Source organism: Salegentibacter agarivorans, assembly GCF_900113135.1.
GTDB classification, from domain to species: Bacteria; Bacteroidota; Bacteroidia; order Flavobacteriales; family Flavobacteriaceae; genus Salegentibacter; species Salegentibacter agarivorans.
The window spans coordinates 1-13,090 of sequence record NZ_FOOH01000044.1 but is presented as its reverse complement, the minus strand read 5'-3'; the positions used below and the strand labels follow the sequence as shown (position 1 = coordinate 13,090).

General features: G+C 36.9%; 12 protein-coding genes and 2 rRNA genes. 6 read left to right on the top strand and 8 right to left on the bottom strand.

Features of this window, described 5'->3' with window-relative positions:
• Both BM084_RS18710 and rocD read right to left on the bottom strand, forming a co-directional pair.
• Positions 1-304: transposase (locus BM084_RS18710; protein ID WP_245764407.1), on the bottom strand; the 304-nt coding region annotated here is incomplete at its 3' end.
• Between the two features lie 91 nt (positions 305-395).
• Positions 396-1,640, bottom strand: a complete 1,245-nt coding sequence (gene rocD / locus BM084_RS18705; protein WP_075327141.1) for an ornithine--oxo-acid transaminase — start codon at positions 1,638-1,640, stop codon at positions 396-398.
• A 172-nt stretch (positions 1,641-1,812) separates the two neighbouring features.
• Here rocD and rlmD point away from each other — a divergent pair, with 172 nt between their 5' ends.
• The 3 genes from rlmD to BM084_RS18690 are packed head-to-tail and all read left to right on the top strand — an operon-like array spanning position 1,813 to position 4,432.
• The gene (rlmD, locus tag BM084_RS18700; RefSeq protein WP_093306624.1) at positions 1,813-3,222 is read left to right on the top strand and encodes a 23S rRNA (uracil(1939)-C(5))-methyltransferase RlmD; all 1,410 of its coding nucleotides are present in this window, start codon (positions 1,813-1,815) and stop codon (positions 3,220-3,222) included.
• A complete protein-coding gene (locus BM084_RS18695; protein WP_075327142.1) occupies positions 3,223-3,747 on the top strand; it encodes a DUF6452 family protein in 525 nt (174 codons plus the stop codon).
• On the top strand, positions 3,713-4,432 hold the full coding sequence (locus tag BM084_RS18690; protein ID WP_075327143.1) for a DUF6048 family protein: 720 nt from the start codon (positions 3,713-3,715) through the stop codon (positions 4,430-4,432). Before BM084_RS18695 ends, BM084_RS18690 begins: the two co-directional genes overlap by 35 nt.
• 13 nt (positions 4,433-4,445) lie before the next feature.
• Here BM084_RS18690 and BM084_RS18685 read toward each other — a convergent pair whose 3' ends face one another.
• Entirely contained in the window at positions 4,446-5,603 is a 1,158-nt protein-coding gene (locus BM084_RS18685; RefSeq protein WP_075327144.1) for a THUMP domain-containing class I SAM-dependent RNA methyltransferase, read from the bottom strand.
• Positions 5,604-5,837: 234 nt separating this feature from the next.
• Between BM084_RS18685 and BM084_RS18680 the strand changes: the two genes are divergently transcribed.
• The 3 genes from BM084_RS18680 to BM084_RS18670 all read left to right on the top strand — a co-directional run bounded on the left by BM084_RS18680 (position 5,838) and on the right by BM084_RS18670 (position 7,598).
• Entirely contained in the window at positions 5,838-6,506 is a 669-nt protein-coding gene (locus BM084_RS18680; protein ID WP_075327145.1) for a ZIP family metal transporter, read from the top strand.
• A gap of 1 nt (position 6,507) precedes the next feature.
• A complete protein-coding gene (locus BM084_RS18675) occupies positions 6,508-6,933 on the top strand; it encodes a DUF4268 domain-containing protein (RefSeq protein ID WP_075327146.1) in 426 nt (141 codons plus the stop codon).
• Positions 6,934-7,151: 218 nt separating this feature from the next.
• Entirely contained in the window at positions 7,152-7,598 is a 447-nt protein-coding gene (locus BM084_RS18670) for a hypothetical protein (protein WP_143083695.1), read from the top strand.
• 7 nt (positions 7,599-7,605) lie between these two features.
• Here BM084_RS18670 and BM084_RS18665 read toward each other — a convergent pair whose 3' ends face one another.
• From BM084_RS18665 to BM084_RS18645, 5 genes are all read right to left on the bottom strand, one after another.
• On the bottom strand, positions 7,606-8,793 hold the full coding sequence (locus BM084_RS18665) for an acetate/propionate family kinase (protein WP_075327148.1): 1,188 nt from the start codon (positions 8,791-8,793) through the stop codon (positions 7,606-7,608).
• Positions 8,794-8,836: 43 nt separating this feature from the next.
• Positions 8,837-10,930 carry a phosphate acetyltransferase gene (gene pta / locus BM084_RS18660; RefSeq protein ID WP_075327149.1) on the bottom strand — a complete coding sequence of 698 codons (2,094 nt, stop codon included), beginning with the start codon at positions 10,928-10,930 and terminating at the stop codon, positions 8,837-8,839.
• Positions 10,931-11,130: 200 nt separating this feature from the next.
• Positions 11,131-12,084 (bottom strand): DUF4382 domain-containing protein, encoded by a 954-nt coding sequence (locus BM084_RS18655; protein WP_075327988.1) that lies wholly within the window; start codon positions 12,082-12,084, stop codon positions 11,131-11,133.
• Positions 12,085-12,548: 464 nt separating this feature from the next.
• Positions 12,549-12,657: ribosomal RNA gene (rrf, locus tag BM084_RS18650) — 5S ribosomal RNA — on the bottom strand.
• 161 nt (positions 12,658-12,818) lie between these two features.
• Positions 12,819-13,090 (bottom strand): 23S ribosomal RNA (locus BM084_RS18645); the annotation flags it as partial.

Here is a 13,090-nt window from a genome sequence, read left to right as displayed (position 1 = left end):
CGGGTTTACTTTGACCGCTGAGCCACATAAAATGAATGTTCTCCTGAAGGGCCTGCTCAATTTTACGAGAGGAATACATATTGCGCAGGTAGGCATAGATGGTCACCTTGAGCAACATCCGGGGATGGTAACTGGAAGTACCTCCTCCTTTATAACTTCGCTCCAGGTCAGCGATGTCGATTTGATCAATAATCGTATTGACGATCCTAACGGGATGATGGGCAGGGACCAGATCATCATAACTGGGAGGCAAAAGACTTAACTGCGACTGGTCATAGGTCTTAAATACTGCTTTGGCTTTCATTACATCAAAATACTAAAAACCAGAAAATAATACAACAAACAAGGCTGCCTTTTCAGACAGCCTCTTCCTTTTTTAATTATTTGATAAATATTTATTTCTCAAATTGTTTTAGTGTAGTGGTAATGATATTTACACAATCTCTAATTTGCTCTTCGTTCATTACTAATGGCGGAGCAAAACGAATAATATTGCCATGGGTTGGCTTGGCTAAAAGTCCGTTTTCTTTTAGTGCCATACAAATATCCCAGGCAGTAGAACTATCTTCTGAATCGTTTATAACAATAGCATTTAATAAGCCTTTCCCTCTAACTAATTCTACAATATTGGAATCACGTATAAAATCGTTGAGTAATCTTCTAAAAAGATTCCCAAGTTTTTCGGCATTTTCAGCTAAATTTTCATCGCGAATTACTTCAAGGGCAGCAGTTGCTACAGCGCCGGCTAATGGGTTTCCACCAAATGTAGAACCGTGTTGCCCGGGCTGAATTACATCCATCACTTCATTATTCGCCAACACAGCAGATACGGGATAAACACCGCCGGAAATTGCCTTTCCAAGAATTACCATATCTGGTTTCACCTCTTCGTGGTCTACTGCCAGTAATTGCCCGGTACGAGCAATTCCGGTTTGCACTTCATCTGCAATAAATAAAGCGTTATTTTCTTTACAAAGTTCTCGAGCCCTTTTCAGATATCCATCAGAAGGTACATAAACTCCCGCTTCTCCCTGAATTGGTTCTACAAGAAAACCTGCAATATTATCATTCTCTTTTAGCACTTTTTCCAGCGCATCAATATCATCGTAAGGGATTTTTATAAATCCGGGTGTGTATGGGCCAAAATTCTTCCTGGCACCTTCATCGTTAGAAAAAGAAATAATCGTAGTTGTTCTTCCATGGAAATTGTTTTCACAAACAATTATTTGGGCTTCAGTTTCTTTCACTCCTTTTCTTTCGTAAGCCCACTTTCTCGCAATTTTAATCGCGGTTTCAACAGCTTCTGCCCCGGTATTCATAGGCAGCAACTTGTCGAATTTAAAATAATCTGTTGCAAACTTTTCATACGGGCCTAATACGTCGTTATGGAACGCCCTGGAAGTAAGCGTAAGCGTAGCAGCCTGGTTACAAAGCGCATCAACAATTTTTGGATGGCAGTGTCCCTGGTTTACTGCAGAATAGGCTGAAAGAAAATCGTAATATTTATTTCCTTCTACATCCCAAACGTGAACACCCTCGCCGCGGCTAAGCACCACTGGTAAAGGATGGTAATTATGAGCACCATACTGGTCTTCTAATTCAATAGCTTCTTTTGAAGATGTAATTTTTGGTAAAGACATGTTCAATTTTTTTAAAATCAATAATTCTATAATTCCTTCTTTTGCACCTATAAAATCAGGTCACAGGGGAGAGAAATCATCCATTATTTAAGTTTTCGCAAATTACTAAATGTTTGTGGGAATTTTTAGGAACACAGGGAATAAATCTTCACAATTATTCTATTTTTGCGCTATGGGAAGAAGGAATAAAAACAAGGTATTTGAAGCCGTAGAAGTTACCGGTGCCGGTGGAAAAGGAAAAGGAATCGGGAAATCGCCAGATGGTAGAGTTATATTTATAGATAATGTGGTTCCCGGCGATGTAGCCGATATAAAAACTACTAAAAAACGAAAATCTTACTACCAGGGCACAGCGGTTAATTTTCATCAATTTTCAGAGAAGCGTGTAGAACCCGTTTGCCAGCATTTTGGAACTTGCGGAGGCTGCAAATGGCAAAATATGGGTTATGAATATCAGCTGGAATATAAACAGGACGAGGTTTTTAATAACCTTATTCGGGTTGGTAAGGTTGAACTGCCAAAGGTGACCCCTATTTTAGGAAGCAAAGAAATTTATTTTTATCGTAATAAAATGGAATTTTCATTTAGTGATAGCCGCTGGCTCACACCTGAAGAAATAAACAGCGGTAAAGATTTTGACGATAAAAATGCTCTTGGATTTCATATTCCAGGAATGTGGGATAAAATACTCGATATTAAAAAGTGCCACCTTCAGGAAGATCCCAGCAATGCCATTAGAAATTTTATAAAAGAATTTGCTACTTCTAATGGTCTTAGCTTTTTTAATGCGCGTAAGCAGGAAGGTTTATTACGAACTTTAATGATACGCACCTCCTCTACTGGTGAAATCATGGTGCTAATCCAGTTTTTTCATGAAGACAAAGCAAAGCGGGAATTGTTTTTAGATGCGGTAATAGAAATGTTTCCAGAGATTACTTCGCTTCAATATGTAATAAATGAAAAAGGGAACGATACTATTTACGACCAGGAAGTTATTTGCTATAAAGGCCGTGACCATATTTTTGAGCAAATGGAAGGACTTCAATTTAAAATAAACGCCAAGTCTTTTTATCAAACCAATTCGGCCCAGGCTTATGAATTGTATAAAATTACGCGCGATTTTGCCGATCTAAAAGGAGACGAAATAGTTTACGATCTTTATACCGGAACCGGAACTATCGCTCAATTTGTTGCAAAAAAAGCGAAAAAAGTAATTGGGGTTGAAGTTGTTCCGGAAGCGATTATTGATGCCAAAGAAAATGCCGAACGCAACCAAATTAACAATACAGAGTTTTTTGTTGGCGATATGAAAAAAGTTTTTTCTGAAGAATTTATCAATAATCACGGTCAGCCAGACGTTATAATTACAGATCCGCCACGAGACGGGATGCACAAAGATGTGATTGCCCAAATAATTGGTATATTGCCACAACGCATTGTTTACGTAAGTTGCAACTCTGCCACGCAGGCAAGGGATCTATCTTTATTAGACGAATATTATAAAGTTACCAGGGTACAGCCCGTAGATATGTTTCCGCAAACCCATCACGTGGAGAATGTTGTGTGTTTAGAAAGAAAATAAATGAATAGAAGTTTTTTAAAAATTCTTGTACCAAGTGTAGTTTTACTAATGCTTATTATGGGGTGCCAGCGCGACGATATTTGTCCTGAAAGCACCCAAACTACGCCCATGCTCATCTTGAGCTTTTATGATGTTAATGATCGTGAAAGCTATAAAAGCCCTACCAATTTAAGCGTAAGGTCTATGGTAAGCGATTCTATAAAGACTTTATACCAAAGAATAAATCCTGATACTATTCAAATTCCATTAAGAACAGATCAAAATACTACCACCTATACCTTTACGCTTTTTGATGCAGAAGAAGACGACGAAGATCCCGAATTTACACCAGATACAGATACTTTAACATTTACCTACGGGACTGAAGAAGTTTATGTAAACCGTGCGTGTGCCTATAAAGTAATTTATAATAGCCTTAAATTAACCATTGAAGGTGGGGAAGAAGGCGAATGGATAGATTCTTATATTATAGAAGAACCCAATATTGAAGATGATACAGAATCACATATCAGCATATTTTTTTAGCATCCTATTTCTGTTCCTTGCTGCTCCATTGCTAAGTCAGGAAACAACGGTACAGGAAAAAGCAATAGAAGATAGTTTGGCCAACCGTGAAAAATTTGGGCTTCGGGTTGGGGCCGATATTAGTAAGCTTTTAAAAACTGCTTTCCAGGACGATTATTCCGGGTTTGAGATTTTAGGAGATTACCGGGTTTATAAAGATTATTACGCTGCCGCGGAATTAGGAAATGAAAGTATTGGTTATGCTGAAGATAATATTAGCATTACATCTCGCGGAAGTTATGTAAAAATAGGAGCAGATTATAATGCCTACGAAAACTGGACAGGTATGGAAAACATTATTTTTGTTGGCGCTCGTTATGGATTTTCAACCTTTACGCAAGATGTTGAAGAATACCAAATCTATACCACCAATCCGTTTTTTGAACCCGATATTCGTTCTGAAACCATAGAATATTCTGGCTTAACGGCAAACTGGATAGAATTAATAGCCGGGATTAAAGTTGAAGTTTTAAATAATCTATTCCTTTCAGTGAATGTACAACTGAAACGCAGGCTATTTCAAAGCACCCCAGATAATTTTGACAACCTCGCAATTCCAGGGTTTAACCGAACCTACGACGATAGTAACATTGGAGTTGGTTATGGCTATACCATTAGTTACCTGATTCCTTTTTATAAAAAATAGAGATTAGATTAAACTACTCCTGAAACTTCGCTTTCTTTGATCCCTGGTAAATCTGGTATTTCAATAATTTAGATTCCAGGGCACCGTTGTAAAGCTTAATTTTTCGAGAAGGTCTTAGGCCAACGTGTTTTATTGCTTCAAGATTAGAAGTGATAAACCAGGCATCGGTTCCCGGGTAGGCCTGCTTCAGTGTATCTCCAATTTCTTTATAGAATTTCGGCATATCAATCTCCAAACGTTCTCCATACGGCGGATTAAACAACATATGTAAATGCCTTTCGCCTTCTTTTTCTGATGCAAAGAAATCCTGCCTTTTTACTTTAATAAATTCGGTGAGATTGGCATTTTCAATATTATCAATGGCTTTGTGTACTGCCGAAGGTGCAGTGTCATACCCCTGAATAGTAAAATGAAATTCCCGTACTTTTTTAAGTACTGAAGCTTCAATTTTTTCAAAAAGATCTTCATCCCAATCTTTCCAACGTTCAAAAGCGAATTCCTTTCGGTTTAAATTTGGTGGAATATTGCACGCAATCATTGCGGCTTCAATTAAAATAGTTCCACTACCGCACATGGGATCCAGAAAATCGCACTGCCCGTCCCAACCAGAAAGTAATAACATACCGGCGGCCAAAACCTCGTTTATGGGCGCAATATTGGTCGCGGTCTTATATCCACGTTTGTGCAAAGACTGGCCTGAAGAATCAAAAGAAACATTACAAAAATTCTTTTCAATATGAATATTAACCCTCAAAGTTGGAAAATCAAGATCCACATTTGGTCTTTTATCAAACTTATCCCGAAAACGGTCCACAATGGCATCTTTTGTTTTTAAGGAAATATATTGGGAATGCGTAAAAGTTTCAGAATGTACTGTGGCATCAATTGCCAGGGTATCGTCTACATCCATAAAATCTTCCCAGGGTAGCTCGTAAATTTTCTTGTAAAGGTCTTCTTCAGAAAATATTTTAAAACTTTGGTATGGTTTAAGAATTTTAATTGCAGTTCTAAGGCATAAATTCGCTTTATACATAAAGCCTTTATCACCTACAAAACTTACATTTCTGGTTCCCTCTTTTACATCCATAGCGCCAAGTGCCATTAATTCTTTAGCCAAAACTGGCTCAAAACCATACATGGTCTTGGCAATCATTTTAAAATTATTTTCCATATCGGTTTTTTACAGTCCACAAAAATAGGGTAATTTTGCTGAATATTAGTATTGCCGGCTGGGGATGCTGAAATATTACCAATGCTTTTACGACTTATCTTTTTAACTCCTTACAATGAGGATTGAAAATCGTTGTGGCTGGTGTTAATTTTTTATTTTTTACTCCCGATTAGCTTCGGTAGAGGCCCTGGAGTGTGCCTTGAGCAATTTTACTAATTATTTTTGACTTAATTAATGATCTACATTTTACCTTTAATTTCTGTAATTGCCGGTTACCTTATTGCCATTTTCTTAAAACCCTCCTCCTCTATTGGTTTTAAGTTATTGCTTAGCTTTAGCGGTGCTTATCTCCTGGCGGTTACCATTTTTGAATTACTGCCCGAAGTTTATCTAAACGGAACCGAAGAAGTGGGTATTTTTATAATGTTGGGCTTACTGCTGCAAATAATCCTCGAATTTGTTTCTAAAGGAGTTGAACACGGGCATTTGCACCACCAGGAAGGAATGAAAAAATTCCCAATCCTATTATTGATTAGTTTGAGTATTCACGCATTTTTGGAAGGTTTTCCTATGGATGAAGGCGATCATATCTTACACGGAGTCGTAATTCATAAAATTCCGGTGGCAACCATACTGTCGGTTTTTCTTATCCATTCTAATTTGAGTAAAATTAAAGTCGGACTGTTCCTCGCGGTTTTTGCTTTAATGACGCCGCTGGGAAGTTTCTTTAAATCGCAATTTAGTTTACTTCAGGATATTTCAATTTATATAAACGCGCTGGTAATTGGTATTTTTCTGCACGTTTCTACTACTATTTTATTTGAAGCTTCTAAAAATCATAAATTTAATATTTCCAAGTTGGCAGTGATTGTGGGCGGAATTTTACTGGCTTATTTTATTTAATATGTTTAGCAAAGCCGAAAGCAAAAAATTAAGGCAACAGTTCTGGACGAGTTTTGGTATCGTTTTCCGGCAAAAATGGTTGCTTTATAACACTGGAATTAAAGAGCTTGAATTAAAATTTACGTTTAACCGAAAATTTGCCCAAGTTTCTATAGATGTTATAGATGAAGATCCGCTGATTTGCGCATATTATTTTGAAAAGCTAATTTCCTTGAAAAAAATTCTAACTACAGAATATCTATCAGATGCCATATTTGAGGAAGAATACGAACTTCCGGAAGGGAAAATAATTTCCCGGGTTTACGTTCAATTAGATGGTGTTAGTATTCACAACCGCAATCAATGGCCTGAAGCGATGAAATTCCTAAATGATAATATGAAACAAATGGAAGCTTTCTTTGTGGAGTATAAGGATCTTTTTAGGTAAAGTCTACATTTTAATTGTTCATCATACTATTTGTTTCTTCATCTTTTAATAAAAAAATACCATGCCAGCGAATCTCCCATTAGAAATTCGGCAATTATTAAGTATCTTTTAATAATTGTTTAATCTTATTTAACAGCTAATTTTCCCGTTTTCCAGTAAATTCATTACAAATACTACCACTTCCAATTAAGGAATGTATTAAAAAGGAAAGAGAGGAAATGATGTTGAGGAAACCTTCTGAAGTAGACCACCTGGAAAAATATTATATTGCTAATTATACTGCCGCGATATACTATAAACACTGTATTCTAACCACTAAAAAGATCTTTTTAAAAAAACTGTTTAAATCTTTATACAATCATAAAAAAGCATTGAAAGACGATTTAGACCGGCATATTTTAGAAGCAAGAGACCAGGATTACCTGGACCAGCTTTTATTAAAATGCAAAAAAGAAGTGCTTAAAATGCAACAGAATTTAAGAATGAACACCAACCCAAAATCGGGACAAATTTGTACCGAAATGGAAAGGCGCTTTTTTAACCAGTTGCACCAAACACTTCAAGTATTAACAGATGGAAGTTTGCGTAACACCTTATTGTCTCACAAACATAAATCTAAAGCTTTACAGGAAAGATTACACCTGGTAAGCAAATACCTCATATAATTAGCCGTTAAATCCCCAGGTTATAAGTCTGTTGTGCAATTTCCAGTTCTTCATTGGTAGGAATAACTAAAACCTGAACTTTTGAATCTTCAGCATTTATAGTTCTTAATTCTTTTAAACGCTGTTTATTTTTATCTTCATTAAGTTTAATCCCAAAGAACTCCATATCTGCACAAACCAATTTGCGAATAACATCGCTATTTTCTCCAATTCCCGCTGTAAAAACCAGGGCATCAACGCCATTCATGGCAGCTGTGTAAGCACCTATATATTTTTTAATTCGGTAAGCATTCATATCCAGGGCTAATTGGCATTGTTTATTTCCATTTGCCGCCTGTTCTTCAATATCTCTAAGATCACTATAACCGGTAAGGCCGTACATTCCACTTTTATTATGCAAAATATCACTTACTTCCTGGGCTGAATACCCTAATTGTTCCACCAGGTAAAAAATAACCGACTGGTCTATATCTCCACTCCTGGTTCCCATAATAAGTCCGTTTACGGGCCCAAAACCAAGAGAATGGTCTATGCTTTTTCCATCCTGTACCGCCGTAATACTACAACCGTTTCCTAAGTGAATACTTATAATTTTAGAATTCTCTTTTTGTAAATATTCAATGGCTTTCTCCGTTACATATTTATGACTGGTACCGTGAAACCCGTATAGTTGAATGTGGTGTTTGTCTGAAAGTTCTGTAGGAATAGCATATTGCGAAGCCTGCTTGGGGATACTTCTATGAAATGCGGTATCAAAAACCGCTACCTGTGTGGCATTCGGGAAAAGTTTTTCTGCTACTTCAATCCCTTTTAAGTTTGGAGGATTATGCAAAGGTGCCAAAGAAAAGTATTCTTTAATCTTAGCCTTTACCTTCTCGTCTATCACTATGGTTTTAGAAAAACTATCGCCACCATGCACTACCCTATGGCCAATTGCCGGGATTTCTTCGGCATTTTTAATAACTCCTTTTTCCGAATCCATTAAAAGATCTGTAATTGCCTTTAATGCTATGGCGTGATCTTTTGCTAAAAGTTCTTCTGAAATCGATTCGTTTTTAGTTTTATAATGAAGTTTTGAACCTTCCAATCCTATACGTTCTACCATTCCTGAAGCTAAAACTTCTTCTGAAGGCATTTGTATTAATTGAAATTTTAAAGACGAACTTCCTGAATTTATAATTAAAATATTCTTCATTTGTTTGTGTTTGAGTTCAGCATCTTGCTGATTTCATTCTGAATTAAATTCCTTGAGCCTGGATGGCAGTTAAAATTACGGTATTGTAAACATCAGCAACGGTACAACCACGACTTAGATCGTTTACGGGCTTATTTAAGCCCTGAAGCATTGGTCCTATGGCCAAAGCGCCAGTTTCACGTTGTACAGCTTTATAAGTATTATTTCCGGTATTTAAATCGGGGAAAATTAGCACGTTAGCCTGTCCAGCTACTTCAGATCCTGGTAGTTTACTTTTTCCAACGCTAATATCTACTGCAGCATCATATTGAATTGGGCCTTCAATTTTAAGATCTGGTCTTCGTTCTTTAACTATGGCAGTTGCTTCTCTCACTCTATCTACATCTTCACCTTTTCCTGAAGTTCCCGAAGAATAAGAAAGCATGGCGATTTTTGGATCTATACCAAAGGCTGAAGCACTCTCTGCCGAAGAAATAGTAATTTCTGCTAATTCTGCCGCAGTAGGATTCGGATTAATCGCGCAATCACCAAATACTGAAACCCTATCTTCTAAACACATAAAAAATACAGAAGAAACTACAGAAACATTTGGTTTGGTTTTTATAAATTGTAATGCGGGTAAAATAGTATGTTGCGTGGTATGCGCTGCTCCAGATACCATCCCGTCTGCGTGACCTTTATAGATCATCATAGTTCCGTAGTACGAAACATCGCTTAAACGATCTTTCGCCATATCCATATTTACACCCTTATGTTTTCTTAATTCATAGAAAGTTTCAGCATAATCCTGGAAATTTGGGGAGTTTACAGGATCTACAATATTTACTTTTGAAAAATCAAGATCTAATGCAATTTTAGCGACAGTTTTCTGAATAGTGTCAAAATCTCCCAATAAAGTTAGCTCTACCAGGTCCATATCTATAAGGCGTTTTGCTGCGGTTAGGATACGCTCATCTGTACCTTCTGGCAACACAATATGCTTTTTACTTTGTCTGGCTCTCTTCACCAAATCGTACTGAAACATTCTTGGAGTTCTACCCTGGGGTTGGTAATTTGTAAGTTTTTCTACCAGGGGATCAAAAGAAACATACCGCTCAAAAATACTAATGGTAGTTTGTATTTTCTGAATACTATCGGCATAGATATTAGACTTTATGGCACCAACTTTATTTGTTACTGCAAAAGTCCCCTCCTGTACCGAAATTATAGGAACAATATCAGATAAACCTTCAATTAATTTTAAAATTGATTCTTCCGGCCTTAAACCACCGGTTAAAATAATTCCTGAAATTCTTGGATAATTGCTCGAAATATTGGCTTGTAATGCACCAAGAATAATATCAGCTCTATCACCAGGAGTAATTACTAAACTTTCATTTTTTAAAGTAGTTAGATAATTTCTAAGCTGCATTGCTCCTACTCCAAAATTCCCGGTTTGATTATCCAGAAAATCGTGACCAAATAAAACCGTCCCGTCCAGTGCTTTAACTATCTCTTTTAAAGTTGGATTATTCAGTGTATCAATTAACGGAATTGCAAAAACATCAACTTCCTGAGGTAAAAATCCTCGCATATTTTTTGCTGCAGGCTCCAGGTTCTCTTCCTGGATTTTATTACTAACCATAGCAATAACCTGAACTTCTTTATCTCTAAACGCACGATAAGCCATTTGTTGGTTTCCTAACAATTCTTCCCAGCTCTTAAACTGGCCGCTAACTACAATTATAACTGGTATTCCTAAATTCTTAGCAATCACTACGTTTACATCAAACTCAAAAACACTACCCTCACCAGAGAAATCACTTCCTTCTACCAGTATAAAATCAAATTCATCTTCCAGCTTTTTATACTTGGAAATTATAGTGTCAATAATCTCCCCCGATTTTCCATCATTTGTTTTTTGAATTACCTCACTTCGGGTAAATGCATAAGTATCTTCATAAGGGATTTTTAAATCAAAATAGCTTAAAACTGTATCTATGTGATTGTCTTTTTCTCCTTTTGGGACATCGTTTATAATTGGCCTGAAGTAACCTACTTTCACCATTTTTCCTAAAAGTGTTCTCATTAATCCTAACGAGATCATAGATTTTCCGCTGTGGGACTCCAGCGTAGCGATATAAATTCCTTTGTTCATAATTTGTAAATTGGTTCGGCAAAAATAAAGTTAATAAAACAATTGTGTTTTTATGTTACTGGTAAAAAGAAGTAAACCTGACATCTATCAGCTTTTGATTATTCATACAACTTAGAACAGGGTATACAATGAATTTTAGCAAATTGAATAAAACAAAAAAACCACCCGAAGGTGGTTTTAATAATTAACTTATTGGTATATTATAAATCCAGCAAACCTACAAGGAGAATATCAAAATTCACTTCTGAATCTGCATCTACTGAGAAGCCTAAAAGATCTATTTCTGACGTGGTAGTAGCTTCAACTTCACCATCTAGTTCCAGCTCACCATCGGCATCCTCATCAGAAAAAGAAACAAAATGAAGTTCATAATCTCCTTTTTCTATAAAATGAATTTCAAACTCTCCCGAAGATTCATTTATTTTACTACTTGCGGTAGCATTGGCAAATAACACTCCTTCGCCATTTGCCGAAGTTTCATCTTCACTATACGCACCATCTTCATAAGCAAAAACCACAATAGTTTCAGACTCTGTAGAACCAAAATCGCTAACTGTACCGGTAATCTCACCGGCATTAATACTATTTACAGCTCTTATACTGTGAGCTAATTCGCTATCACTTACAAATTGAAATTCTCCTGCAGAATTAGTGACTATAGACTTTCTAAGGTCAAAATCTAAAATGATTTCATTATCATCATTCTCCTTAATCTCAACCTGATCGGTGATACTAATTTCTGCGGAAGAAGTAGCCAGGGCCTTCTTCTCCCCACTGCTAGTAAGTACATAATTAGCCGGTGCCTCTCCCGAAGCATCTGTTTCATTGTCCAGGCTTAACACAATCTCTGAAGTGGTACCACTTTCTAACTCAACATCTCCCAGTAATTCGGTTTCACCGTTTTGTAAACTACTAAGATTTACCGTAGTTTTTTCAAATCCTTCAATGGCTTTACCATTTACGCTTACCCCGGTAACGGTAATAAATACTGCATCAACTTCTGCATTATCAATTGGGGCATCGGTAAGATATACCTCGGTATTATAAGTGTCTGGTTGTGGCTCGCCGGTATCCACATCATCATCGTCATCTGAACACGAGACCAGAAGTCCCATTGATAACATTAAAATTCCTGTTTTGAATAAATACTTCAAATTCATAAGTTTTTAGTTTTTCGTTGTTTTCACAACAGTTAGTAATTAATAGATTTGATTAGCGCATCTTACGCAAGTAATTATTCGTTATAAAACTGGTTTTAAGTTCTGCCCTATTAACGCAAGTGAATTAGGACTATTATTCAAAAAGTATGATTTATAATAGGTTTAACAATCCTTAAGAAAAAATTAAATGAAGAAAATGAAAGATAAAACTCCGGTAGAATGGTGGAAGCTTCTTTAATTTAGTGCTTACACTTTGAAGTAATAGTTGGTTTTAAAGATTGGTAATAAGGAAGGCTTAAAATCCCAATTTTAGAATAAGTGGATATTGCTTCAGAAAGACACAATATAACAACCTGAAAAGATTACTGACGGGGTACTTCTAAGCCTGAGTATACTTCAGCCCCAAACTTATTAAAACAAAAAAAGACCCTTACAACTTAATGTAAGGGTCTTCTAAAAAAAGGCGGTGACATACTCTCCCACAAATAGCAGTACCATCTGCGCTAACGGGCTTAACTTCTCTGTTCGGAATGGGAAGAGGTGAGCCCCGTTGCCATAACCACCTTAAGTCTTTAGTATGCAGTGTTCAGTAACCAGTGGGCAGTAATGCCCTGTTCCCTACTAGATGTCATACCTAATAAGTTGACATATATAAGAAACAAAGAATAAAGAAAATACTGCGGTAAAAGCATTCAAGTGCTTCCCATCCCTTGCAGGATAGGAAGCGTCGCATCAAGCTTTACGGATTATTAGTACCACTCGGCTATGACATTGCTGCCTTTACACCTATGGCCTATCAACGTGGTCGTCTCCCACGGTCCTTTAAAGAAATCTCATCTTGTGGTGGGTTTCGCGCTTATATGCTTTCAGCGCTTATCCCTTCCCAACGTAGCTACCCAGCAATGCTCCTGGCGGAACAACTGGTGCACCAGAGGTTGGTCCAATCCGGTCCTCTCGTACTAGGATCAGGTCCACTCAAATTTCTAACGCCCACTACAGA